The following is a 24050-nucleotide window of genomic DNA, read 5'->3' as shown; positions in this document are numbered from 1 at the left end:
GAGGAGCCCGATGACGACGCACGCGCCGCTGGCGATCGAGGCGACCGGTCTGGAGAAGTCGTTCGGCAACACGCACGCCGTCGCCGGGGTCGACCTGGCCGTCCCCGAGGGGGCCATCTACGGGGTGCTGGGGCCCAACGGCGCCGGGAAGACGACGGTCATCCGCATGCTGGCCACGCTCATCCCGCCCGACGCCGGCACGGCCCGTGTCCTCGGGCACGACATCCGCACCGAGGGCGACGCCGTGCGCAGCCTGGTCAGCCTGACCGGGCAGCTGGCCTCGGTCGACGAGGAGCTGACCGGCCGGGAGAACCTGATCCTGCTGGGCCGGCTGCTCGGACTCTCCCGCGCGGCGTCCCGGAACCGCGCGGACGAGCTGCTCGAGGCCTTCGGCATCTCCGAGGCGGCCGGCCGGCTGGTCAAGCACTACTCGGGCGGCATGCGCCGGCGGCTGGACATCGCCGCGAGCATCGTCGTCACCCCGCAGCTGATGTTCCTGGACGAGCCGACCACCGGGCTGGACCCGCGCTCGCGCGGGCAGGTCTGGGAGATCGCCCGGGCGCTGAAGGCGGGCGGGACGACGATCCTCCTCTGCACGCAGTACCTGGAGGAGGCCGACCAGCTGGCCGACGGGATCGCGGTCATCGACCGCGGCCGGGTGATCGCCGAGGGCACGCCCGCCCAGCTCAAGGCGTCGGTGGGCGCGGGCGGCCTGCACGTGCGGCTGCTCGATCCCGACCGTCGTCCCGACGCCGCCGGCATCCTCGAGCGCGCCGTCGGCAGCGTCGTCCTGGAGCCCGACCCGGCCGCTCTCTCCGTGTCCTGCTCCGACGCGGCGCTGGCCGCCGACGGGGTTGCCGCGCTGGCCCGCGCCGGGCTGGGGATCGCGGAGTTCTCGCTCGGCCAGCCCAGCCTGGACGAGGTCTTCCTGGCCCTCACCGGCCACCTGGCCGAGGAGCACGACCCGACCCTCGAGGAGCAGCCGTCATGAGCAGCGCCACCTCGGTGACCGACGGCGCCGACACCGCCGCCGTCCGCCAGGCCATCGCGACCACCGCCCGCCCGCCCCGGCCCGGGCCGCTGTCCACGGCGCTGACCTTCGGCTGGCGGGGGATGCTCAAGGTCAAGCACGTCCCGGAGCAGCTCCTGGACGTGACCGTCACCCCGGTCATGTTCCTGCTGATGTTCACGTACCTGTTCGGTGGCGCGATCGCCGGCTCCACCAGCGCCTACCTGGACTACACGCTGCCGGGGCTGCTGGTGATGTCGGTGCTGTTCACCACCGTCTACTCCGGCGTCTCGCTGAACACCGATCTCACCAAGGGCGTCGTCGACCGCTTCCGGTCCCTGCCCATCTGGCGACCGGCCCCACTGCTGGGCTCGCTGCTGGGCGACAGCGTCCGCTACGTCATCGCGGGAACGGTGATCATCACCGTCGGCGTCGCGCTGGGGTACCGGCCCGATGCCGGCGTGGGCGGCGCGGTCGCGTCGCTGGCCCTCGTCGTCGTCTTCTCGTTCGGGCTGTCGTGGGTGTTCTCGGTGCTCGGCCTGCTGCTGCGCTCGCCGAACGCGGTCATGAACGCGGGCTTCATGGGGATCTTCCCGCTGACGTTCCTCTCCAACGTCTTCGTCGACCCGGAGACGCTGCCGGGGCCGCTCCAGGCGTTCGTGGACGTCAACCCGATCTCGATCCTGGCGACGGCCTGCCGGTCGCTCATGGACGGCACCCCGGACGGGGAGGCGATCGTCATCTCGCTGGTGGTCGCCGCCGCACTGGCGGCGATCTTCCTGCCGATCACGACCCGGCTCTACCGCAGCCGCTGACCGGACGTGCCGGGCGGCGTGTGCGCCCGGCACGGTCGCGGGTAGGAGCCCCGCATGGCATCGACATTGGTGAGACCGCGGTCCGGCAAGGTCATCGCGGGGGTCTGCGCGGCGCTCGCCGACCGGTTCGGGGTCTCCCGCGGGCTGATGCGGCTGGCCTTCGTGCTCTTCGGCCTCTTCGGCGTCGGCGAGCTGGCCTACATCATCCTGTGGATCATCGTCCCCAAGGCCCCCTGAACGGGCCCGGAGGGGCTCAGCCGCGGGGAGCGGGGTCGAGGCGTAGGCGAGCAGCTGCCAGTCGCCGGTGTCCCGGGTCCACACCGCCAGTGCCAGGTTGTCGATGGTCTTCGGTGCGCCCTCGACGGTCAGATCGGAGGTCATGCGGCCGATGACCACGACGGTGTCGCCGACGACGTCCACCCGCTCCACCGCGTGGTCGACCCGCTGGTAGACGTAGTAGCCGCTGCTGATCTTGGCCAGGTACTCGGTCCTGGTGTCCCGCACGCCGCTGGAGTGGGCGTAGCTCAGCCGGTCGTGGAACAACGCCTCCAGCGTGGCGAGGTCGGGACCGAGGAGGGCCTGGTACCTGCGGTTCTCACCGGCCAGCACGTCGGCCACGAGGTCGTCGGTCATTGCCAGCAGCGCCCGGAGGTCATGCTCGACACCGTAGCCCGCGCCGGGGTCAGGGCTTGACGGCGAGAACCGGCCGGTCGGCGTCCAGCAGGATCCGCTGTGCGCTGCTCCCCATGAGCAGTTTCCCGACGGGGAGCGCTTGCGCAGCCCGATCACGATCACGGAGGCGTCCACCTCTCGCGCGATCCGGAGGACCTCGTCGGCTGCGTCGCCGGAGTGCGCCTCCTGCCGGATCTCCAGGGAGACGCCGTCGGCGTCGGCGCGCTCCACCATGCGGTCGACGACCTGCACGGGCGCGACGTCGATGCTGACCGGGGCACCGCCGCGCGGGGAGTTGAGGACGAGGAGCGGTTCGGACCGGCGCCGCGCTTCCGCGAGGGCGGCGCCGAACGCGGCATCGCCTTCCGGCGTGGGCACGTAACCGACGAGGACGGTCATACCAGCTCCTTGGTGTCGCTCGGGTGGTCGGCGGGGCGCCGGCGGGAGAGGGCGCTGCGGATCATCGGGACGACGATCACCAGCAGGAAGACCACCAGCAGGGTGCCGGAGATGGGCCGGGTGAAGAAGCCGACGGCATCGCCGTCGAAGATCAGCAGCGACCGGCGCAGCGAGTCCTCGAGCAGGGTGCCGAGGACGAAGGCCAGCAGCAGGGGGCCCGGGTCGAAGCCGACCTTCTTCATCAGGTAGCCGAGCAGGCCGAACACGATGACCAGCACGATGTCGAACGCGCTGTTGTTGACGGTGTAGACGCCGATCAGCGTGATCAGGACCGTGATCGGCGCCAGGATCGCAGGGCGCACCCGGAGGATCTTCACGAACAGGCCGACCAGCGGGATGCTCATGATCAGCAACAGGATGTTGCCGATGTACATCGAGTTGACCACGCCCCAGAAGAGCTCCGGCTCGTCGGTGACCAGCCGCGGGCCGGGCGGGACGCCCTGGATGAGCAGCGCGCCGAAGATCACGGCCATGGTGGCGTTGGCGGGGATGCCGAGCGTCAGCAGCGGGATGAACGACGACGTCGCCGCGGCGTTGTTCGCCGTCTCCGGTCCGGCGACGCCTTCGACGGCGCCCTTGCCGAACCGTTCCGGTGTCTTCGACCGCTTCTTCTCCACCGCGTAGGCCGCCAGCGAGGAGAGGGTCGCGCCGCCGCCGGGCAGGATGCCGAGGACGAAGCCGAGCACCGAGCCGCGGCCGATCGCTCCCGAGGACTGGCGCAGGTCCGCACGCGAGGGCCAGACGTTGGCGACCTTGGCCGGGGCCTGCGCGGCGGTGTGCCGCTGCTCCAGGTTGTAGAGGATCTCGCCGAGGCCGAACAGGCCCATGGCGATCGGCACGAAGTCCAGGCCGTCGGCCAGGTTCAGGTTGCCGAAGGTGAACCGCTCGCCGCCGGTGAAGGCGTCCCGGCCGACGGTGGCCAGCAGCAGGCCGATGACGGCCGCGGCGACCGCCTTGAGCCGGCTGCCGCTGCTGACGGTCGCCACCAGGAGGATGCCGAGGAGGGCCAGCGCGGTGTACTCCGGTGGCCCGAAGTCGAGAGCGAAGCCGGCGACGACGGGGGCGAGGAACGACAGGGCGACGATCGAGATCGTGCCGCCGACGAACGAGCCGATCGCGGCGATGCCCAGAGCGGTGCCGGCCTTGCCCTGGCGGGCCAGCGCGTGGCCGTCGAACACCGTGACCACCGACGACGCCTCGCCGGGCAGTTTGAGCAGGACCGAGGTGATCGTGCCGCCGTACTGGGCGCCGTAGAAGATGCCGGCCAGCATGATGATCGAGGTCACCGGCTCGAGGCCGATGGTGATCGGCAGCAGGATGGCGATGGTCGCGGCGGGGCCGAGGCCCGGCAGCACGCCGACCAGCATGCCGACGACGACGCCGATCAGGCAGTACAGCAGGTTGGTGGGTTCGAGGACGACGACGAAGCCGTCCAGCACCGGGGCGAGATCCACTCGGACGCTCCTCTAGAACAGGTGCGGGATGGGGACCGAGAGGGCCGCCACGAAGATGAGGTAGAACGCGGCCACCACGCCGACGCTGGTGATGACCGAGCTGCGCCAGCCTTCCCCGCCGAGGAAGCGGAGCCAGACGAAGGCCAGCAGGGCCGCGGGGATCTCGAAGCCGATGCCCTCGATGACGGCGACGAAGGCGACCATCGTCGCCAGGCCGGCCAGGACCAGCCAGGAGCCGCGGGAGAAGCGCTCGGCGTCGGTGGTAGTGCGAGCGGTCGCCGCCAGCGCGACCCCCAGGACCACGAGCAGGACGCTCAGGATCAGCGGCCAGGTGCCGGAGCCGGGGTTGCCGGCGCTGCCGGCGCCCAGCGAGAGCGAGCCGACCAGCGCGGCGGCGCCGAGGGCGACGACCAGTGCGGCCACCACCAGGTTCGTGGTCGCACCCGCCGGCGGCGGACGGTGCTCCGCGTCGTGCTCGAGCTGGTGGACGGCGTCCTCGAGGTCGTGCAGCGTCGAGGGTGTGCGGTCCCCGTCGTCGGTCGGCCCGGCGGAGGACGGGCCGGCGGCGCGCCCCTGGGGGTGGCCCCGGCGGCCGTGCGGCCGCCGGGGCTCCCCGGGGTGGTTCCCCCGTCGTGCTCAGAACTCACTACTCGCCACCGAGCTCGATGCCGTACTCCTCGACGACGGCGCGGTACTTCTCGAGGTTCTCGGTCCAGCGCTCGCGGATCTCCTCACCGTCGAGCTCGTTCGGGGTGAGCAGGTTGTCCTCGTTGAACTGCTGGTAGCCCTCGTCGTCGAACGCCGTCTGGAAGGCGTCGCGCAGGGTCTGCATGACGTCGTCCGGCACGCCCTGCGGAGCGAAGACGGCCCGCGACTGCTGGACCGGGACGTCGTACCCAGCCTCGACGGCGGTCGGGGTGTCGGGGAGGTAGCTCGGGCGCTCCTCGGCGAAGGTCACGATCGGGGTGAGCTCGCCGGCCTCGATCTGCTCGATGGCCTCACCGAGCTGGATGGAGCCGACGTCCACCTGGCCACCCAGCACGGCGGTGAGCGTGGGGGAGCCGCCGTCGAAGGGCACGGCCGTGGCGTCGATGTCCGCCTGGGCGAAGAGCAGTTCCTGGGAGAGCTGGCTGCCGGTACCCACACCGGTCGTGCCGAAGGTGATCGGGCGGCCGGCGGCGGCGAGGTCCTCGACGGACGTGAAGCCGGATCCCGGCGCGGTGACGAGGACGTAGTCGTCCAGGGAGAGACCCGTGACGATGTCGAAGTCGGCGATGTCGGGAGCATCCTCGGTGGCGAGCGGGGTGATGTACGCGAGGCTGCCGTTGTAGACCATCAGGGTGTGGCCGTCCGGCTCCTCGCCGGCCAGGGACTGGGCGGCCAGCGCACCGTTGGCGCCGGGCTGGTTCTCGACGGTGACGGCGACGCCGAGCTCGTCGGAGAGGATGTCGGCGGCCGCACGGGCGATCAGGTCGGTGCTGCCGCCGGGGTCCTGACCCACGAGCATCGTGATCGGGTCCCCGCCGGGGAACTCCTCGCCCTCCGCGCTCGACCCGCCGCCGACGTTGCCGCCGCACGCGGCGAGCGAGAGGGCCAGCGCGAGTCCGGCACCGGTCGTCGCCCAGCGGCGCGCACGGTGGTTGGTGGTCATGTCGATCTCCTCTACGAGCAGCGTGTGGACGGTCGTGCGCCTGTGAGTGGCGTCACTCGGCCCGGGTGCAGCGGAGCGTATGGAGGCCAGTGGATGCCTGTCCAAGAGCAATGAGGCATGGGTTGATACCTTGCGTGCATGGCCTTCACGCTGGAGCAACTTCGTGGATTCCTGGCCGTCGCCGAAGAGCTCCATTTCGGACGGGCGGCCGAACGGCTCAGGATGACCCAGCCGCCGCTCAGTCGCCAGATCCAGAAACTGGAGCGGGCGGTCGGAGCGCAGCTGCTCGAGCGCGACAATCGGAGGGTGGCGCTCACCGCCGCCGGGGAGGTCTTCCTCGGCGAGGCGCGGAGGCTCCTCTCGTTGGCCGAGACCGCTCCCGAGCTCGCCCGCCGGGTGTCGTCGGGCTCGCACGGCGTCGTGCGGATCGCGTTCACCGCGGCGTCCACGTACGGAACGCTCGGGCGGCTGCTCAACGAGGTGGACCGCGGGCTGCCCGACATCGGCCTGGACCTGCAGGAGATGGTCACGCGGGAGCAGATCGCCGCGCTGCTCAACGAGGAGGTCGACCTCGGGCTGGCGCGGCCACCCTTCGACGCCGACACCTTCGGCTCCCGCCTCCTGCACCGCGAGGCGCTGCTCGTCGCCGTCCCGGCCGGGCACCGGCTGCTGGAGCTGGGGCGCGACGTGGTGGCCGACGACCTGTCGGCGGAGCCGGTCGTCATGCACTCGCCAACCCAGGCGCGCTACTTCTACGACCTCGTCGTGAGCATGGTGCCGACCGCGTCGGGCAACGTCGTGCACACGGTCAGCCAGGTCCTCACCATGCTCTGGCTGGTCGCCGCCGGCCGCGGGATCGCCTTCGTGCCCGCCTCGGCGGCGCGGCTGCCCATCGAGGGCGTCGAATTCGTCCGGCTGGAGACCCCGGTGCCCGACCCCGTGGAGCTGCACCTGCTGTGGGTGCGGGAATCGCGCAACCCCGCGCTGTGGCGGGTGCTCGAGCTGCTGGAGCGGGTCGACGCCTCCTTCTGACGGAATGGACGATGCCGGCAGGGAATCGATCGATGCGAAACAGCTCTTGGACACGCATCGTCGGAGGTTCTTACGGTGACGCCGACCACCGCTCGTGTCACCGGCGCCCCGCCGTCGGACTCCGGGCGGACCCGTCGGACCCCGAGGACCTGATCCCGTGACGCTGTTGCCCCCGACGCTCTCGCCGACCGTCTGAAGTCCGGCCTGCTCTCCTTCCCGGTCACCCATTTCGACGCCGACCTCCGCGTCGACGAGGCCCGGTACCGCGACCACCTGGCCTGGCAGTCGAGCTTCGACGTCGCCGGGCTGTTCGCGGCAGGCGGGACGGGCGAGGGGTTCTCGCTGACCTCGGCGGAGATCGACCGCGTGCTGCGCATCGCCGTGGAGGAGTCAGGAGACCGCGTCCCGGTCCTCGCCCCGGCCACCGGCAGCACCGCGCAGGCGGTCGCCCAGGCGCAGGCGGCGCAGGAGGCCGGCGCCTCGGGGCTCCTGCTCTTCCCGCCCTACCTCACCGAGGCGAGCCAGGCCGGACTCGTCGAGCACATCGGTGCGGTGTGCCGGGCGACCGACCTCGGCGTCATCGTCTACAGCCGCGCCAACGCCGTCCTCACCGACAGCACCGTCGCCGAGGTGGCCGACCGCAACCCCACCCTGATCGGGCTCAAGGACGGCGTCGGCGACATCGAGCAGATGACGCGGACCTACGCCAAGGTCGGCGACCGGCTGATCTACGTCGGGGGCCTGCCCACGGCCGAGACGTTCGCGCTGCCCCTGCTCCAGCTGGGGGTGAGCACCTACTCCTCGGCGCTGTACAACTTCCTCCCCGAGTTCGCGCTGCGCTTCTACGCGGCCGTCCGTGCCCAGGACCGGGTGGCGGTCTACTCGATGCTCAACGACTTCGTGATCCCCTACATCGACATCCGGGACCGGACCAAGGGGTACGCGGTCTCCATCGTGAAGGCGGGACTGACCGCGGTGGGCCGGGACGGCGGCCGCGTGCGCCCGCCGTTGACCGACCTGACCGAGGCGGAGCTCGCCGAGCTGACCACGCTGGTGCACAAGGTCTCGTGACGGCCGAATTGCTCGAGCCCGCACCCCGGAGGACCGCATGACCGGCCGGACGCCCACCGTCGCCACCGTCGAGGTGGTCCCCGTCGCGGGGCACGACAGCATGCTGCTGAACCTCAGCGGCGCGCACGGACCCTTCTTCACCCGCAACATCGCGATCGTCACCGACAGCGGGGGCCGGGTCGGGCTGGGTGAGGTGCCCGGTGGTGAGGCCATCCGCCGCACCATCGAGGACGCCGGGGCGCTCCTCGTCGGGCAGTCGATCGCCGCCTACGGACGCCTGCTGCGCGAGGTCTCGGCCACCTTCGCCGACCGGGACGCCGGCGGCCGCGGCCTGCAGACCTTCGACCTGCGGACGACCATCCACGCGGTCACCGCCCTGGAGTCCGCACTGCTGGACCTGCTGGGTCAGCGCCTCGGGGTCCCCGTGGCCGAGCTCCTCGGGGACGGCCAGCAGCGCGACAGCGTCCCGATGCTCGGCTACCTCTTCTACATCGGCGACCGGACGGCGACGGACCTGCCCTACCTGGCCGAGAGCGACCCAGCGGACGACTGGGAGCGGCTGCGGCGCGAGGAGGCCATGACGCCCGAGGCGGTCGTGGCCCTGGCCGAGGCCGCGCAGGCGCGGTACGGGTTCACCGACTTCAAGCTCAAGGGCGGCGTGCTTCCCGGCGAGCAGGAGGTCGCCGCCGTCCGGGCGCTGGCGGAGCGGTTCCCCGACGCCCGCATCACCCTCGACCCCAACGGCGGCTGGCTGCTCGCCGACGCGATCGAGCTGTGCCGCGGCCTGGGCGACGTCCTCGCCTACGCCGAGGACCCCGTCGGAGCCGAGGCCGGCTTCTCCGGTCGGGAGACGATGGCCGAGTTCCGCCGGGCGACCGGCCTGCCGACGGCCACCAACATGATCGCCACCGACTGGCGGCAGATGGCCCATGCCGTCCGGGCCGACGCCGTCGACATCCCGCTGGCCGACCCGCACTTCTGGACGATGCGGGGTCGGTGCGCGTCGCGCAGCTGTGCGACGACTTCGGACTGACGTGGGGCTCGCACTCCAACAACCACTTCGACATCTCCCTGGCGATGTTCACCCAGGTCGGTGCGGCCGCCCCGGGCTCCATCACCGCCCTGGACACGCACTGGATCTGGCAGGACGGGCAGCCGCTCACGCGTTCCCCGCTGCAGATCCGGGACGGCGCCATCGCCGTGCCGACCGCCCCGGGTCTGGGCGTCGAGCTGGATCGGGACGCCCTCGCCGCCGCGCACGAGCTCTACCGGGAGCACGGGCTCGGCGCGCGCGACGACGCCGTCGCCATGCAGTACCTGGTGCGGGGATGGACCTTCGACCCCAAGCGTCCGTGCCTCGTCCGCTGAGCACCGACACCGCGTCCCCCGAGAGCATGGAGAGCCCCGTGACGTCGACCGCCGTGCCCGCAGCCACCAGCCCGTCCACGGCCTCCGCGGTCGTCGACCGCATCGAGTCGGTGACCTTGTCGTCGGTGACCCTGCCGCTGCCCAACCCGATCAGCGACGCCAAGGTCTTCACCGGCCGACAGCGGCCGATGACGGAGGTCGCCTTCCTCTTCGCCGAGATCCGCACGGAGGCAGGGCTGGAGGGCGTCGGCTTCAGCTACTCCAAGCGGGCCGGTGGGCCCGCGCAGTTCGCCCATGCCCGGGAGGTCGCACCCGACCTGATCGGCGAGGACCCGAACGACATCGCCCGCCTCTGGACCAAGCTCGTGTGGGCCGGCGCGTCCGTGGGGCGCAGCGGCGCCTCGACGCAGGCGATCGCGGCTGTCGACGTCGCCCTCTGGGATCTCAAGGCCAAGCGGGCCGGCCTGCCGCTGGCCAAGCTGCTGGGCGCGCACCGGGACTCGGTGCGCTGCTACAACACCTCCGGCGGCTTCCTGCACGAGTCGATCGAGCAGGTGAAGGACAACGCCACCCGGACGCTGGAGAGCGGCGTCGGAGGCATCAAGATCAAGGTGGGGTTGCCGGACTCCGCCGAGGACCTGCGCCGGGTCCGGGCGGTGCGCGAGCACCTCGGGGACGCCGTCCCGTTGATGGTGGACGCGAACCAGCAGTGGGACCGGTCGACGGCCATGCGGGTCAGCCGCCGGCTCGAGGAGTACGACCTGGTGTGGATCGAGGAGCCGCTCGACGCCTACGACGCCGAGGGGCACGCTCAGCTCGCCCGTTCGCTGGACACCGCGATCGCCACGGGGAGATGCTCACCAGCGTCGCCGAACACTACGAGCTCATCCGCCAGGGCGCCGTCGACATCCTCCAGCCCGACGCCCCCGCGTCGGCGGGATCACCCAGTTCCTGAAGCTGGCGACGTTGGCCGAGCACCGCAACCTCGGGCTCGCACCGCACTTCGCCATGGAGATCCACGTCCACCTCGCAGCCGCCTACCCGATCGAGCCCTGGGTGGAGCACTTCGACTGGCTGCACCCGCTGTTCAACGAGCGGCTCGAGACCCGCGACGGGCGGATGCACCTGTCCGACCGTCCCGGCCTCGGTGTCACGCTGACCGAGCAGGCCCGCGCGTGGACGGTCGACCGCGTGCACGTCGACGCCCCCGCTGAACCCGCCCACCCTCCGGAGGAACCCCATGGCAGACGTGATCAGCATCGATCCCCGGACCGGCGAGACCGCCGAGGTCGTCGCGCAGGAGACCACCGGCGCCGAGGTCGAGCGGCTCGTCGCCGCGGCCCTCGCCGCGGCACCTGCGCTCGACGCGATGGGCCGGGCCGGCCGGGCCGGCCTGCTGCGTGCGCTGGCCGACGCGCTCGAGGCCCGCAGGGACGACGTCGTCGCCGTCGCCGACCGGGAGTCCGGGCTGGGCCCGACCCGGCTGAACGGCGAGCTGACCCGCACCGCCTACCAGCTCCGCCTGTTCGCCGACGTCCTCGAGGAGGGCAGCTACCTCGAGGCGACGATCGACCACGCCGGCCCGACCCCGATGGGCCCGCGGCCCGACCTGCGCCGCATGCTCGTGCCGATCGGCCCGGTCGCCGTCTTCGGGGCCAGCAACTTCCCGCTCGCGTTCTCGGTGCCCGGGGGCGACACGGCCTCCGCCCTGGCCGCGGGTTCGCCGGTGGTCGTCAAGGCGCACGGTTCCCATCCGGCCACCTCCCAGCTGGTCTTCGACCTCATGGCCGAGGCCGCGCGCGGCGCCGGCGCCCCGGACGGGACGCTGGGCCTCGTGCACGGCGTGCAGGCCGGCGCCGACCTGGTGGCCCACCCGGCGATCCGCGCCGTGGGCTTCACCGGTTCGGTCAACGGCGGCAAGGCGCTGCTGGCGATCATCGAGCAGCGGCCGGACCCGATCCCGTTCTTCGGCGAGCTGTCCAGCCTCAACCCGGTCGTCGTCACGCCGCGCGCCGCTGCCGAGCGGGGCGCGCAGATCGGCGGCGAGCTCGTCGGGTCGTTCACCCTCGGCGCCGGGCAGTTCTGCACGAAGCCGGGCCTGGCCTTCGTCCCGGCCGGCCCCGAGGGCGACGCCGTCGTCGACGCGATGGCGGAGGCGGTCCGCGGCGCGGCGCCGCAGACGCTGCTCAACGAGGGCATCGCCGGCTCGTTCGGGCGGATCTCGTCCGGCCTGGCCGACCTTCCGGACGTGCGGACCGTGGCGCAGGGCAGCGCTCCCACCGGCCCCGGGTTCCAGGCCACGCCACTGCTCCTGACGACCTCGGCGGCCCAGCTGCCGCACGAGGTGACCGAGGAGTGCTTCGGCCCGGTCGCCGTCGTGGCGCGGTACGACGACGAGAAGGCACTGTTCTCGGCGCTGGACCGGATGCCGTCGTCGCTCACCGCGACGGTCCTGCGCGGGGAGGGCGAGACCGACCTGCCGCTCGCGGTCTCGCAGGAGCTGCGCACGCGCGCCGGCCGCCTGGTCTACGACGCCTACCCGACGGGCGTGGCGGTCTCGTGGGCCCAGCACCACGGCGGGCCCTGGCCGTCGACGAACTCCCAGCACACCTCGGTGGGCACCACCGCCATCCGCCGGTTCCTGCGGCCGGTGACCTGGCAGGGCGCCCCCAGGAGGTCCTGCCCGAGGAGCTGACGGAGGACTTCCGGGGCATCCCGCGGCGGATCGACGGGAAACTGCAGCTCCCCGGTGACTGAGCGGGTTGCGCTCGCCACCTCCGAACGCGGGTTGCGGGTGGACCCGGACCTGCCGCTGGCCGCGTCGGCGTTCCGGGATGCCGGCTCCCCGGTGGCGCGGCTGCGGTGGGACGACGACGCCGTCGACTGGTCGCGGTTCGAGCTCGTCGTCGTCCGCTCCTGCTGGGACTACGCCTGGCGGCTCGAGGAGTTCCTGGCGTGGGCCGGCTCGGTCCCGCAGCTGCGGAACGCCGTCGAGCTGCTGCGGTGGAACAGCGACAAGGTCTACCTGCGCGACCTGGAGCGGGCGGGCCTGCCGGTCGTGCCGACCGTCTGGGACCCCTGGGACCCGGGCGGCCTGCCGGAGGCGGGGAGTGGGTGGTCAAGCCGTCGGTGTCCGCCGGCTCGCGGGACACCGCCCGCTGGGCCGACCCGTCCGCGGCGCTCGCCCACGCGGCGGAGCTGATCGCGGCCGGTCGCACGGCGATGCTGCAGCCCTACCTCGCCAGCGTCGACGAGGCGGGGAGACCGCGATGCTGTTCATCGGCGGTCGGTTCTCCCACGCCGTCCGCAAGGGCCCGTTGCTCCGGCAGGGGAGGGCGTGCGGCAGGACCGGGACAGCCGGGGGACCTGCGCCGTGTGCAGCCGACCGTCGCCCAGCGGGAGCTGGCCGGGTCGGTCTTCTCCTCGATCGCCACCCTCGTGCCCGGCGCGGCGACACCGCTGTACGCGCGGATCGACCTCGTCGACGACGCCGCCGGACGGCCGGTGGTGCTCGAGCTCGAGCTGACCGAGCCGAGCCTCTTCCTGCCCCAGGCCCCGGAGGCCGCCGGATCCCTCGTCCGCGCGGTGGAGGCGGAACTGCAGCGGTGACCGGCGTGCTGGGCGGTTTCGCCGCCCTCGCCGCGGTGATCGCCGTCGGCTGGGTGGTGGGACGGTTCGGCGTCCTCGGGGCCGAGGCCCCGGGCATCCTGTCCCGGCTGTCCTTCTTCGTCGCGACCCCGGCCCTGCTGTTCCTCACCCTGGGCCGCGCCGACACCCATGCAGTGCTGTCGTTCGCGCTGGTCGGGACGGCGGGCAGCGCCGTGCTCACCGCACTGCTCTTCGCCGCCCTGGCCCGGTGGCGATGGCGGCTGCCCGCCGCCGAGCTCGCGGCGGGTGCGCTGTCGTCGTCCTACGTCAACGCGGGCAACCTCGGGATCCCCGTCTCGGTGTACATCCTCGGGGATGCCTCCTACGTCGCCCCGGTGCTGCTCTTCCAGGTCCTGGTGATGGCCCCGCTCGGCCTGGCGGTGCTGGCCGGCTCGGGATCGGACGGTTCGGCACCCTCCTGGCGCACCCTCCTGGCTCAGCCGCTGCGGACGCCGGTCGTCATCGGCTGCGCGCTGGGGCTGCTGCTCGCGGCGAGCCGGTGGGAGCTGCCGTCGCTGGTCCTCGAGCCGATCGAGCTGATCGCGGCGCTGGCGGTGCCGGCGGCGCTGCTCGCGTACGGGATGACCCTGCACGGGGCGCCCCGTCCCGCCGCCGGCGCGCTCGCCGGCCAGGTCTGGCTGGCCGTCGCCCTGAAGAATCTCGTCATGCCGGCGATCGCCTATGCGCTGGGCCGCTGGGGCGCGGGCCTCGACGGCGTCGCGCTGCTGGCCGTCACGGTGACCTCCGCACTGCCCACCGCGCAGAACGTCTTCGTCTACGCCGCCGCCTACGACCGCGGCACGCTGCTGGTGCGGGACGTCATCCTGCTGAGCACCGTGCTGTCGGTGCCCGTCCTCGTCGGCATCGCGGTGCTGCTCGGTGAACCGGTGTTCTGATGACTGCTGCTCGGATGAGAGGAGAGGCCGTGGTACCCGCTGCGGTGGAGGAGTTCGACGCCGTGCTCGTCGGTGGCGGCGTCATGAGCGCCACCCTGGGCATGCTGCTGGCCGAGCTGGAGCCCGGGTGGCGGATCGCCGTCGTCGAGCGCCTGCCGGAGGCCGGGCTGGAGAGCTCGAACGCCTGGAACAACGCCGGCACCGGCCACGCCGGACTCTGCGAGTTCAACTACACGCCCCGGCGGCCCGACGGCTCCGTCGACGTGTCGATGGCGGTGCGGATCGGGGAGCAGTTCGCGGCGTCGCTGGTGTTCTGGGCGCACCTCGTGGAGCAGGGGCTGCTCGGGGCGCCGCGGGACTTCGTCCGCCCGGTGCCGCACCTGGGCTTCGGTCACGGCGCCGACGGTGTGGCCCATCTGCGGGGCCGGTGGAACGCCCTGCGCGAGCACCCGCTTTTCGCGGAGACGGCGTTCAGCGAGGACCGGGACGTGCTCGCCGGTTGGCTGCCGCTGATGTTCGGGAACCGACCCGACGAGGGGCCGGTCGCGGTCACCCGGTCCGGCCAGGGCACCGACGTCGACTTCGGGGTGCTGACCCGCCGGCTCCTCGACGCCCTGGCGTCCCGGGGCGGGGCCGTGCGGCTCGGGCAGGAGGTGACGTCGCTGGACCGGTCGTCCGGGGCCTGGCACATCGGGATCCGGGAGCGGGCGTCGGGGGCATCCCGCCGGCTCCGGGCGCCGTACGTGTTCGTCGGTGCGGGCGGCGGGACGCTGCCGCTGCTGCAACGGGCCGGCGTGCCCGAGGTGCGGCGGTACGGCGCCTTCCCGATCAGCGGTCAGTTCCTCCGCACGGCCCACCCGGACCTGGTGGCGGCCCACCGGGCCAAGGTCTACGGGCACCCGGCGCCGGGAGCGCCGGCGATCTCCGTCCCGCACCTCGACCACCGCACCGTGGACGGTCGGGAGTACCTCATGTTCGGCCCCTTCGCGGCCTTCTCGCCGCGGTTCCTGCGCACCGGGCGCCGCACCGATCTGGTCCGCTCCGTCCGCCGGGGCAACCTGCCGGTGCTCCTGGCCTCCGCCCGCGACAACCGCTCGCTGATGGCCTACCTGGTGCGGCAGGTCGCCCAGACCGACCGGGCCCGGCTCGAGGCCCTGCGGAGTTTCGTCCCGGAGGTCTCGGCGGGGACTGGGAGCTGGTCACCGCCGGGCAGCGGGTGCAGGTCCTCAAGCTGCAGGGCTCCCGCGGGGCGATGGTCGGCTTCGGCACCGAGGTCCTCACCTCGGCCGGTGGGTCGCTCGCCGCCCTGCTCGGCGCCTCGCCCGGCGCCTCGACGGCAGCGGCGACGATGGTCGACCTGCTGGCGGCCGGCTTCCCCGACCGCGTGGCCGGCTGGGCGCCCCGGCTGCACCAGATCGCACCCACCGCCGCCGGCGGGACCACACCCGACCCCGACGACCTCGCCGCCCGAACGCGAGCGGCCCGCCGGGTCCTCGGCCTCGACCCGGCGGCCGTCGACCGACGGAAGGACCCCGCATGACCGTCCCCGCACTGACCGACCGGCTCCGCGAGGTGGTCGGCGACGCCGGCCTGGTCACCGACCCGGTGCAGCTGGGTGGGTACCTGAGCGACTGGCGCAACGCCTGGTCGGGGACCGCCGCGGCCGTCGTCCGGCCGGGCAGCACCGACGAGGTCGCCGCGGTCGTGCGGATCTGCAGCGAGGAGGGGACGGCGGTCGTCCCGCAGGGCGGCAACACCGGGCTGTGCGGCGGGGCGGTGCCGGACGCGTCCGGCCGGCAGGTCGTGGTCTCGCTGGACCGCATGCGGCGGGTGCGGTCCGTCGACCCGGTCAACCAGACGATCACGGTGGAAGCCGGCGTCGTCCTGCAGACGGTGCAGGAGGCGGCCGCTGCCGAGGGCCGCCTGTTCCCGCTCTCCCTGGGTTCGGAGGGCAGCTGCACCATCGGCGGCAACCTGTCGACGAACGCGGGCGGCACCGGAGTGCTCCGGTACGGCACCATGCGCGACCTCACGCTCGGGCTCGAGGTCGTGCTGCCCGACGGCCGGATCTGGAATGGGCTCCGCGGGCTGCGGAAGGACAACACCGGCTACGACCTCAAGCACCTGTTCATCGGCGCCGAGGGCACGCTGGGGCTGGTCACGGCCGCGGTGCTGAAGCTGTTCCCGGCCCTCCGCAGCCGGGCGACGGCGTGGGTGGCCCTGGCCTCGGCCCAGGCGGCGGTCGACCTGTTCGGCACCGTGCGCACGCTGTGCGGCGACCGGCTGACGGGGTTCGAGATCATGTCGCGGCAGAGCGTGGACTTCGTGCTGCGCCACGCCTCGGGCACGCGCGACCTCTTCCCCGCCGTCCACCCCTGGTACGTGCTCGTGGAGCTGGGCGACACCCTGCCCGACGCGGGCCTGGACGGGCTGCTCGAGGCCGCACTGGCGGAGGCGTTCGAGCGGGACGTGGCCCGCGACGCGGTCGTGGCGTCCGGCTCGGCGCAGGTCGCAGCGTTGTGGGCGCTGCGCGAGGGGATCTCGGAGGCGCAGAACGCCGAGGGCTCGAGCCTGAAGCACGATGTGACCGTCCCGGTGACCAGCATCCCGGCCTTCGTCGAACGGACGGACCTCGCTCTCCGGGCGGCCGTCCCGGGGATCCGGATCGTCACCTACGGCCACATCGGCGACGGCAACCTGCACTACAACCTGAGCAAGCCGGTGGACTCCGACGACGACGCCTTCCGGGGCCGGGCCGACGAGCTCGCCCGGATCGTCTACGGCTCGACCAGCAGTTTCGCGGGCAGCATCAGCGCCGAGCACGGCCTGGGGCAGAGCAAGCGCGACGTCATCGCCGACTACAAGGACGGGCTCGAGCTGGAGCTGATGCGCAGCCTCAAGCACCTGCTCGACCCGCGCGGTCTGATGAACCCCGGCAAGGTCCTCCCGGCCGGGTAGCGGACGTCCGGCGGTCCGGGAGCGCCAGCGATCCGTCACCGCACCGTCACGGAGATGGTGCGGCGGGCGAGCGCGCGACTTCTCCGGGTGACGGAGCGCCGTCGGACGCTGCGTGGCGGGCCGCCTGCACGCGCCTCTCTGGAACCTGTCGGTGGTGGCGAGAACTCTTCCTCCTGCCGAGCAGTCCTGCCGGCGGAAAGGGGAGCGGAGCCGCTCGTTCCCGCGGTCGGTCTCCATCCCGGGTCTGAGGGGAACAGTGATCGATCCGCGCTTCTCGGCAGAGTCAGGCTCGCCGGTCGACGGCCGCGTGGGGGCGGTGATCCAGCCCGAGACCACCGGTCGTCAGATCGTCGTCTTCGCCGACGAGGACGACGCCCCGGGGTCGACTGGGGCCGCGCCGGCATCTCCGAGGTCGCCGACTCCCGCGACTTCGAGTCCGGCGGCCTGCCGTCGGGGACGATCCACGACGCGCAGGCCACGGTCTTCGGCCAGCTCGGCATCGCCGTCGTGGCCGCCGATCCGACCCAGGTGGCCATGCTCCAGTCCGCAGACGCCCCGGGCCGTCGGGTGCTCTCGGTCTCCCCGGAGCTGGTCCACCACGTGCTGCAGGACGTGCTGGAGTACACCCGCGCCTACCGCGACGGGGTCGACGACCTGGCCCAGCGGGTCCTGCACGCCGCCGACGGCAACGGCCACGGCGCGGTCACCGGGGCCCGTGCGGCGCCGCTGTTCGAGGACACGCCGCAGGCCACCTGGGGCATCCAGGCGGTCCGGGCCGACTCCTCGCCCCGGTCCGGCCGGGGGATCGGGGTCGCCGTCCTGGACACCGGCTTCGACCTCGAGCACCCCGACTTCGCCGGACGGAACGTGACGGCGCAGTCGTTCGTGCCCGGCGAGCAGGCGCAGGACGGCCACGGGCACGGCACGCACTGCATCGGGACCTCCTGCGGACCCCGCTCGCCGTCGACCGGACCGCGCTACGGCGTCGCCTACGAGGCGGACGTCTTCGTCGGCAAGGTGCTCAGCGACGCCGGCAGCGGCACCGACGGGGGATCCTCGCGGGCATCGACTGGGCCGTGGCCAACGGCTGCCCGGTCATCTCGATGTCGCTGGGTGCCGACGTCATGCAGGCGCACCCGCCGTACTCCGCGGCCGGCGCCCGGGCGCTGGAGAAGGGGTCGCTGATCATCGCGGCGGCCGGCAACAACGCCGACCGGCGCAGCGGCAAGCCGGGCTTCGTGGGCGCTCCGGCGAACAGTCCCGAGATCATGGCCGTCGGCGCGCTGGACCAGCAGCTGGAGATGGCCTTCTTCTCGGCCCGCAGCCTGCCGGCCCGCGGTGGCCAGGTCGACATCGCCGGGCCGGGGTTCCAGGTCCTCTCGTCCTGGCCGATGCCGACGCGCTACCGCTCGATCAGCGGGACGAGCATGGCCACTCCGCACGTCGCCGGCATCGCGGCGTTGTGGGCCGAGGAGACCGGGCGTCGTGGGCTGGAGCTCTGGGCGACGCTCTGCCAGGAGAGCGAGCGGTTGATGATGCCGTCGGTCGACGCGGGCTGCGGGCTGTGCCTGGCGCCGCAGTGAGGCAGCTCGCGGGCGTAGGTTGCGCGCCATGACCCACGTGAGCGTCACGGTCGGCGACGGTCACCGCGACAGCCTGGACGGCGTCGTCGAGAGCCTGCGCGCCTCCGGCCTGGAGGTCGAACAGGTGCTCGGCACGCTGGGGATCGTCACCGGTTCGGCGCCCGACGACACCCTCGACGCCCTTCGGGGCGTCGAGGGCGTCGCCTCGGTGGACGCGCAGCTGACCCATCAGCTCCCGCCACCGGACGCGCCCGTGCAGTGAGCTGGGCTGAGGCCGGTTCGTGCGTGATGACGCCCACCGACGGATGCGCCGCCGCGCACGTGGCGGCGGGGACGGCCGGGGCGCTTCTCAGATGCTTGTGCTCTGCCCCGCTCAGCGGGGCAGAGCACAAGCGTGCGGTCGCCGGGTCGCGCCGACGTCTCGGCCGCCGCTCAGACAGCGTTGCGGCGGGCGACCTCGCCCAGCCACGCGAGGCTCGGCTTCGGTGTGCGGGTGAACGTCTCCCGGTCGACGGCGACCAGGCCGAAGGTGGGTGCGAAGCCGAGCATCCACTCGAAGTTGTCCAGCAGGCTCCAGTGCACGTAGCCGCGCACGTCGACGCCGTCGGCGATCGCGGCCGCCAGGCTCCGCAGCGCCTCGTCGGTGAACGCGATGCGGTCCTCGTCGTCGGCCGTCGCGATCCCGTTCTCGGTCACGAGCAGCGGCGTGTCCGGCAGGACTGCGGCCGCGTGGCGGACGGCGGCGCCGAGGGCCTGCGGCCGGCGCTCCATGCCGTGGGCGAGGGTCTGCTGGTCCGCCGGCGGTGCGATGAGCCCTTCGGAGCCGAACCGCTGGGCGGTGTCGATCTGCAGGCCGACGAAGTCGTCGCCGTCGGTGGCCCGCAGGAACTGGTCCATCATCGCAGTGCGTGCGGCCTGCTGTCGGACGTCCGTCCAGATCAGGGGCCGGTTGTCGTCGTGCTCCCGGCCTGACGTGGAGGTCTGTTCCCTCCGGGTGCATTCGGCGTCGGTGTGACGGTCACCGACCTACGCCCGACGCCGTCGGACCCCGCCGCGCTGCGCTCAGCTCTGCTGGTCAGACCTCAGGCGAGGTCGACGCGGACGGGGATGCTCTCCCACGCGCGCAGCGTGTTGTTGTGGTGCCGCGTCGTCGGACCGGCGAGCTCGATGGCCTTCACCCGCCGGGCGAGGGCGGACAGCAGCGCCTCCGACTCCAGCCGGGCGACGTGCTGGCCCGCGCACTGGTGGAGCCCCATCCCGAAGCCCACATGGCCGGACGGGTCGCGGCCGAGGTCGAAGGAGTCGGGATCGGTCCAGCGCCGCGGATCACGGTTGGCCGCGGCGAGGAACATCAGGATCTTGCTGCCGTCGGGGACGACGTGCTCGCCCACGCGGACGTCGGTCGTCGCCGTCCGGAAGAACGTCTGCACCGGCGACTCCCACCGGACCGCCTCGTCGAAGGCGATCCGCGCCAGGGACGGCTCGGCGCGCAGACGTGCCCACTGGTCGGGGTTGGTGGCGAAGGCGTACAGGACGGCGGACAGCCCGTGGACGGTCGTGTCGACGCCGGCCGTCAGCAGGGAGCGGACGATCAGGGGGCCTGCTCCGGTGTGATGTCGCCGCGGTCACTGGCCGCCCAGATGTCGGCGCCGAAGCCCTCGGGCGCCAGGACGTCGCGCTGGCACTGGTCGTTCACCCAGCCCGACAGCTCCGCCACCCGCGGCGCACCCTTGGCGACCAGGTCGTTACTGGGGCCGAAGGCGTTGAAGGCGTGGTCGCCGTAGGGCAGCAGGTTCTCCCGCCCCTCCTGCGGGATGCCGACGGCGTCGGGGAACACGCGCAGCGGAAAGGCCTCGGTCAGGGACCGGACCGCGTCGAACTCGGTCGCGCCCGCGAGCACCTGGTCCACGAGCTGCTCGGCATCGGCGACCCAGCCCTCCCGCAGGCGGCGGAGCGCGCGCGGGCTCAGGACCTTGGTGAGCACGCTGCGGGGCGCGTCGTGGCGCGGCGGGTCGGCCTCCAGCAGCAGGCTCGGCGGGCGCCACGGCTTCTCGTAGCGGAAGTTGCTGAGGCCGACGCCGGCCGCGGACTGGAACTCCTGCCAGTTCACCAGCGCGTCGTGCACCTCCTCGTACCGGGCGAGCGCGTAGACGTCGTACTTCGACAGGTGCACCACCGGGCCTGCCTCGCGCAGCGCGGCGTGCAGGGGGAGCGGGTCCTCCAGCACGTCGTGCGAGAACGGGTCGGCGTCGCTGGTGGGGAGGGCGGTCCCGGCGTCGAGCGTGGTGGTCACGGCAGTGCCTCCGGTCGAGAGATGTCCGAGGTCGGAAGTCAGGGGTCGAATGTCAGAGGTCGAGGACGAGGCGTTCGTCGGAGGACCGGGAGACGCAGATGTACATGCAGTCGCCGGCGTCGCGCTCGTCGTCGTCGAGCAGCGCATCGCGGTGGTCGGGCCGGCCGGCGAGCACCGTCGTCTCGCAGGTGCCGCAGATGCCCTGCCGGCAGGAGGACAGCACCTCGACGCCCGCGGCGCCGACGGCGTCCAGCACGGTCATGTCGGGGGTGACGGTGACCGTGCGGCCGGTGCGGGCGAGCTCCACCTCGAAGGGGCGTCGCGCACCGGGGCGGCGCGCTCCTCCGCGACGAACCGCTCGGTGCGCAGCGCGTGCGGCGGCCAGTCGGCGCACACCGCCTCGATTGCGGCGAGCAGCGGCGCCGGACCGCAGCAGTAGATCCGCACCCCGGGCCGGGGCTCGCCGAGGAAACCGCGCAGGTCCAGCAAGCCCTGTTCGTCCTGGGGGCCACCTGCACCCGCTCGCCGTACGCGGCCAGTTCGTCCAGGAACCCCATGGATGCCCGGTGTCGGCCGCCGTAGAGCAGCCGCCAGTCGGCCCCGAGCTGTTCGGCCTGCCGCACCATGGGCACCAGCGGGGTGATGCCGATGCCGCCCCCGATGAAGAGGTACTCCTCGGACGGCACCAGCGGGAAGTTGTTGCGCGGTCCGCCGACGCCGACCAGATCGCCGGGTGCCAGGACGTCGTGGACGTAGGTGGACCCGCCCCGGCTCGCGGGCTCCAGCAGCACCCCGACGCGGTAGGTGAAGGGATCCCACCGGTCACCGCAGAGCGAGTACTGGCGGGTCATCCCGTTGGCGAGCGCCAGGTCGATGTGGGATCCGGGCGTCCAGTCCCGTAGCCGCCCGCCGTCAGGTGCGCCGAGCTCCAGCGTGAGCACGCCGTCGGCCACCAGGGTCTTGCGCAGCACGCGCAGCGTGGCCACGTCCCGCGGTGCGGGGGCTGCGCGGGAGCGGCTGCCCCGTTCTCGAGTGTCAGCACCCGACCTCCTCGTCGTCCCGGGGAGCATGCAAGGCGCACCGGGCGGTCGGTAGCAAACTCTCATTGATTGAGACGCAAACCACAACAAGTGGGAGACTGCGGCCATGGTTCGTACCGGCACAGGGGAGTCGGTCCTCTCGCGCGCCGTCCGGATCTTCGAGGCGTTCTCCCCGGACGACACCGTTCTCCAGGTCTCGGAGATCTCGCGGCGCACCGGGCTGCACCTCGCCACCGCCTCGCGGCTCATCGCGGAACTGGTCGAGCACGGGCTGCTGGAGCGCGGGCCGGATCGCGAGGTCCGGATGGGCCGACGGATGTGGGAACTGGGACTACGGGCTTCGCCGACGCTGTCGCTCCGGGACGCCGCCATGCCCTACCTCGAGGACCTGCACGCCGTCGTGGGCCACCACGTCCAGCTGGGCGTCCTCGACGGCGACGACGTGCTGTTCATCGAGCGACTCACGGCGCGTGACGCCGTCGTGAACTTCTCGCGGATCGCCGGCAGGTTGCCGCTGCACATCTCCTCGTCCGGCCTGGTGCTCCTCGCGCACGGCCCCGCGAGCTGCAGGAGCGGGCTGTATGCACACCCCTGGATCGATACACCGACCGGACCATCACCAGTCACGAAGCGCTGGGAGCCATGCTGGTCCAGGTCCGCAGGCAGGGATACGCGCTGCTTCCGGGGCACGTCCACGAGGACGCCGCCGGCGTCGCTGTGCCGGTCCGCAACGGACTGCAGGAGGTCGTCGCCGCGCTCTCGGTCATCGTCCCGAACGACGGGCGGGCGACGGCGCAGGTGCCGGCGCTCATGGCGGCCGCCAGGGGAGTGACGCGGTCCCTGTGCCAGGTCCACGTCTCGGCCTGATCGTCCGGCACTCTCGCTCAGTGAGAGTTTTCTGTCGTTCGGTGTGACCTGCGCCGCATGCTCCGCATCTCACCCAGCGACGAGGGGATGTCAGGGGCTCCACGGGACTGCAGGGCAGCCGCGCCGGCACACGGCGCGCGAGGAGCGCGCCGGCGCGGGACCGCGGACCGGAGGACGTGAAGGTCGCCGAGGCCGTGGGTCGCACGCTCGGGGAACTCGGCGTCCGGCGCGTCTTCGGGGTGGTCGGGAGCGGCAACTTCCACGTGACGAACGCGCTGATCGACGCGGGCGCCCGATTCGTGGCCGCCCGGCACGAGCACGGCGCCGCCGTCATGGCCGACGCCTACGCGCGGCTGACCGGTGAGGTGACAGTGGTCAGCCTGCACCAGGGATGCGGTCTCACCAACGCGCTCACCGGCATCACCGAGGCAGTGAAGAGCCGGTCGCCGGTGCTGGTCGTGACCGGGGATACGCCTCCGACCCAGACGACCTCCAACTTCTGGATCGAGCAGGCGGCGGTGGTGGGCGCGCTGGGGGCGACGCCCGAACGCGTTCACGGTGCCCGCACCGCCGTGGCCGACACGGCACGAGCCTTCTCGCGGGCACTCCTGGAACGCCGGACCGTGGTGCTCAACCTGCCACTGGACGTCCAGAAGGAGGAGGTGGACTGGAGGCCCGGCGCCGTACCCGCCGTGCCCCGGAGGGTGCTGCCGGGCCCGTCCCCGGACGCGGCCGCGTCCGGACTACCGCTCCGAGCTGGTGGCCGAGAAACTCACGGCCGGCCGGCGGTGGCAGGACGAGCCGTACGAGGACACCTCGGACGCGGAGCACATCGACCCCGGACGCTCACCATCGCCCTGGACGGCCTCCTGCCCAGCCGGCGCGTGGTCGTGCCGGCCGGCGGCAACTTCAACGGATACCCGGCGATGTTCTTCGACGTCCCCGACGCGCAGGGCTTCTGCCTGCCGCTGGCCTTCCAGTCGATCGGGATGGCGCTGGCTGCTGCCATCGGTGCGGCAGTGGCGCTGCCGGACCGGATCGCCGTCGCCGCCATCGGTGACGGCGGCTTTCTCATGTGCCTGGCCGAGCTCGACACCGCCGTCCGGCTGTCTCTCCCCTGGTCGTCGTGGTCTACGACGACGCCGCGTACGGCGCCGAGGTCCACCACTTCGCGCCCGAGGGAGCCTCGATGGGCACGGTGGTCTTCCCCGACACCGACATCGCCGGGATCGCC

General features: G+C 72.7%; 24 protein-coding genes and 6 pseudogenes. 20 read left to right on the top strand and 10 right to left on the bottom strand.

The window, feature by feature from the left end:
- Positions 1–10: 10 nt before the first annotated feature.
- The 3 genes from U6N30_RS15815 to U6N30_RS15805 are packed head-to-tail and all read left to right on the top strand — an operon-like array spanning position 11 to position 2061.
- Positions 11–991, top strand: a complete 981-nt coding sequence (locus tag U6N30_RS15815) for an ATP-binding cassette domain-containing protein (protein ID WP_324278030.1) — start codon at positions 11–13, stop codon at positions 989–991.
- On the top strand, positions 988–1824 hold the full coding sequence (locus U6N30_RS15810) for an ABC transporter permease (RefSeq protein WP_324278029.1): 837 nt from the start codon (positions 988–990) through the stop codon (positions 1822–1824). Before U6N30_RS15815 ends, U6N30_RS15810 begins: the two co-directional genes overlap by 4 nt.
- A gap of 54 nt (positions 1825–1878) precedes the next feature.
- Positions 1879–2061 (top strand): PspC domain-containing protein, encoded by a 183-nt coding sequence (locus tag U6N30_RS15805; RefSeq protein ID WP_324278028.1) that lies wholly within the window; start codon positions 1879–1881, stop codon positions 2059–2061.
- 111 nt (positions 2062–2172) lie between these two features.
- On the opposite strand, the pseudogene U6N30_RS33950 reads toward U6N30_RS15805, so the two are convergent.
- The 4 genes and pseudogenes from U6N30_RS33950 to U6N30_RS15780 all read right to left on the bottom strand — a co-directional run.
- Positions 2173–2895: pseudogene (locus U6N30_RS33950) on the bottom strand (DUF4440 domain-containing protein); the annotation flags it as partial.
- Positions 2892–4409 (bottom strand): tripartite tricarboxylate transporter permease, encoded by a 1518-nt coding sequence (locus U6N30_RS15790; protein WP_324278026.1) that lies wholly within the window; start codon positions 4407–4409, stop codon positions 2892–2894. The pseudogene U6N30_RS33950 and the gene U6N30_RS15790, both read right to left, overlap by 4 nt.
- Positions 4410–4421: 12 nt before the next feature.
- Complete coding sequence (locus U6N30_RS15785; RefSeq protein WP_324278025.1) at positions 4422–4835, bottom strand: tripartite tricarboxylate transporter TctB family protein; 414 nt, start codon at positions 4833–4835, stop codon at positions 4422–4424.
- Between the two features lie 220 nt (positions 4836–5055).
- Positions 5056–6060, bottom strand: a complete 1005-nt coding sequence (locus U6N30_RS15780; protein ID WP_324278024.1) for a tripartite tricarboxylate transporter substrate binding protein — start codon at positions 6058–6060, stop codon at positions 5056–5058.
- Positions 6061–6198: 138 nt separating this feature from the next.
- Here U6N30_RS15780 and U6N30_RS15775 point away from each other — a divergent pair, with 138 nt between their 5' ends.
- The 15 genes and pseudogenes from U6N30_RS15775 to U6N30_RS15705 all read left to right on the top strand — a co-directional run bounded on the left by U6N30_RS15775 (position 6199) and on the right by U6N30_RS15705 (position 18878).
- Complete coding sequence (locus U6N30_RS15775) at positions 6199–7092, top strand: LysR substrate-binding domain-containing protein (protein ID WP_324278023.1); 894 nt, start codon at positions 6199–6201, stop codon at positions 7090–7092.
- A 192-nt stretch (positions 7093–7284) separates the two neighbouring features.
- Complete coding sequence (gene kdgD / locus U6N30_RS15770; protein WP_324278330.1) at positions 7285–8163, top strand: 5-dehydro-4-deoxyglucarate dehydratase; 879 nt, start codon at positions 7285–7287, stop codon at positions 8161–8163.
- A 37-nt stretch (positions 8164–8200) separates the two neighbouring features.
- On the top strand, positions 8201–9196 hold the full coding sequence (locus U6N30_RS15765) for an enolase C-terminal domain-like protein (RefSeq protein ID WP_324278022.1): 996 nt from the start codon (positions 8201–8203) through the stop codon (positions 9194–9196).
- Complete coding sequence (locus U6N30_RS15760; RefSeq protein ID WP_324278021.1) at positions 9160–9531, top strand: enolase C-terminal domain-like protein; 372 nt, start codon at positions 9160–9162, stop codon at positions 9529–9531. The genes U6N30_RS15765 and U6N30_RS15760 overlap by 37 nt, the downstream gene beginning before the upstream one ends.
- Positions 9492–10325: pseudogene (locus tag U6N30_RS15755) on the top strand (mandelate racemase/muconate lactonizing enzyme family protein); the annotation flags it as partial. The gene U6N30_RS15760 and the pseudogene U6N30_RS15755, both read left to right, overlap by 40 nt.
- A 172-nt stretch (positions 10326–10497) precedes the next feature.
- Positions 10498–10638, top strand: a pseudogene (locus tag U6N30_RS15750) (L-talarate/galactarate dehydratase); the annotation flags it as partial.
- A gap of 133 nt (positions 10639–10771) precedes the next feature.
- On the top strand, positions 10772–12226 hold the full coding sequence (locus tag U6N30_RS15745) for an aldehyde dehydrogenase (NADP(+)) (RefSeq protein ID WP_324278020.1): 1455 nt from the start codon (positions 10772–10774) through the stop codon (positions 12224–12226).
- 54 nt (positions 12227–12280) lie between these two features.
- The gene (locus tag U6N30_RS15740; protein WP_324278019.1) at positions 12281–12733 is read left to right on the top strand and encodes an ATP-grasp domain-containing protein; all 453 of its coding nucleotides are present in this window, start codon (positions 12281–12283) and stop codon (positions 12731–12733) included.
- Positions 12646–13140 carry a hypothetical protein gene (locus tag U6N30_RS15735; RefSeq protein ID WP_324278018.1) on the top strand — a complete coding sequence of 165 codons (495 nt, stop codon included), beginning with the start codon at positions 12646–12648 and terminating at the stop codon, positions 13138–13140. Before U6N30_RS15740 ends, U6N30_RS15735 begins: the two co-directional genes overlap by 88 nt.
- Positions 13137–14075, top strand: coding sequence for an AEC family transporter (locus tag U6N30_RS15730; protein WP_324278017.1), 939 nt, complete (start codon positions 13137–13139; stop codon positions 14073–14075). Before U6N30_RS15735 ends, U6N30_RS15730 begins: the two co-directional genes overlap by 4 nt.
- Positions 14075–15615, top strand: a pseudogene (gene mqo, locus U6N30_RS33945) (malate dehydrogenase (quinone)). The gene U6N30_RS15730 and the pseudogene mqo overlap by 1 nt, the downstream one beginning before the upstream one ends.
- Positions 15612–17033, top strand: a complete 1422-nt coding sequence (locus U6N30_RS15720) for an FAD-binding oxidoreductase (RefSeq protein ID WP_324278015.1) — start codon at positions 15612–15614, stop codon at positions 17031–17033. Before mqo ends, U6N30_RS15720 begins: the two are co-directional and overlap by 4 nt.
- A 507-nt stretch (positions 17034–17540) precedes the next feature.
- Complete coding sequence (locus U6N30_RS15715) at positions 17541–18218, top strand: S8 family serine peptidase (RefSeq protein ID WP_324278014.1); 678 nt, start codon at positions 17541–17543, stop codon at positions 18216–18218.
- Positions 18137–18616, top strand: coding sequence for a S8 family serine peptidase (locus tag U6N30_RS15710; RefSeq protein WP_324278013.1), 480 nt, complete (start codon positions 18137–18139; stop codon positions 18614–18616). Before U6N30_RS15715 ends, U6N30_RS15710 begins: the two co-directional genes overlap by 82 nt.
- Positions 18617–18644: 28 nt before the next feature.
- Entirely contained in the window at positions 18645–18878 is a 234-nt protein-coding gene (locus tag U6N30_RS15705; RefSeq protein ID WP_324278012.1) for a hypothetical protein, read from the top strand.
- A 170-nt stretch (positions 18879–19048) separates the two neighbouring features.
- Here the strand turns inward: U6N30_RS15705 and U6N30_RS15700 are convergent, their stop codons facing one another.
- The 6 genes from U6N30_RS15700 to U6N30_RS15675 form a co-directional block, all read right to left on the bottom strand.
- On the bottom strand, positions 19049–19516 hold the full coding sequence (locus U6N30_RS15700; protein ID WP_324278011.1) for a family 1 glycosylhydrolase: 468 nt from the start codon (positions 19514–19516) through the stop codon (positions 19049–19051).
- A gap of 182 nt (positions 19517–19698) precedes the next feature.
- Positions 19699–20148 (bottom strand): cytochrome P450, encoded by a 450-nt coding sequence (locus U6N30_RS15695; protein ID WP_324278329.1) that lies wholly within the window; start codon positions 20146–20148, stop codon positions 19699–19701.
- A gap of 59 nt (positions 20149–20207) precedes the next feature.
- Complete coding sequence (locus U6N30_RS15690) at positions 20208–20909, bottom strand: cytochrome P450 family protein (protein WP_324278010.1); 702 nt, start codon at positions 20907–20909, stop codon at positions 20208–20210.
- A 52-nt stretch (positions 20910–20961) separates the two neighbouring features.
- Positions 20962–21216 (bottom strand): 2Fe-2S iron-sulfur cluster-binding protein, encoded by a 255-nt coding sequence (locus tag U6N30_RS15685; RefSeq protein WP_324278009.1) that lies wholly within the window; start codon positions 21214–21216, stop codon positions 20962–20964.
- The gene (locus tag U6N30_RS15680) at positions 21168–21398 is read right to left on the bottom strand and encodes a ferredoxin reductase domain-containing protein (RefSeq protein ID WP_324278008.1); all 231 of its coding nucleotides are present in this window, start codon (positions 21396–21398) and stop codon (positions 21168–21170) included. The genes U6N30_RS15685 and U6N30_RS15680 overlap by 49 nt, the downstream gene beginning before the upstream one ends.
- Before the next feature lie 358 nt (positions 21399–21756).
- Positions 21757–21951, bottom strand: coding sequence for a hypothetical protein (locus U6N30_RS15675; RefSeq protein WP_324278007.1), 195 nt, complete (start codon positions 21949–21951; stop codon positions 21757–21759).
- Positions 21952–22055: 104 nt separating this feature from the next.
- Between U6N30_RS15675 and U6N30_RS33940 the strand changes: the two are divergent.
- Both U6N30_RS33940 and U6N30_RS15660 read left to right on the top strand, forming a co-directional pair.
- A pseudogene (locus tag U6N30_RS33940) lies at positions 22056–22816 on the top strand (IclR family transcriptional regulator).
- A 176-nt stretch (positions 22817–22992) separates the two neighbouring features.
- Positions 22993–24050: pseudogene (locus U6N30_RS15660) on the top strand (thiamine pyrophosphate-binding protein); the annotation flags it as partial.

The sequence above is a fragment of the Blastococcus brunescens genome (assembly GCF_035320885.1).
In the GTDB taxonomy this organism is placed as follows: domain Bacteria; phylum Actinomycetota; class Actinomycetes; order Mycobacteriales; family Geodermatophilaceae; genus Blastococcus_B; species Blastococcus_B brunescens.
The sequence above is the reverse complement of the archived record's forward strand: the minus strand, read 5'-3'. Positions and strand labels throughout refer to the sequence as shown.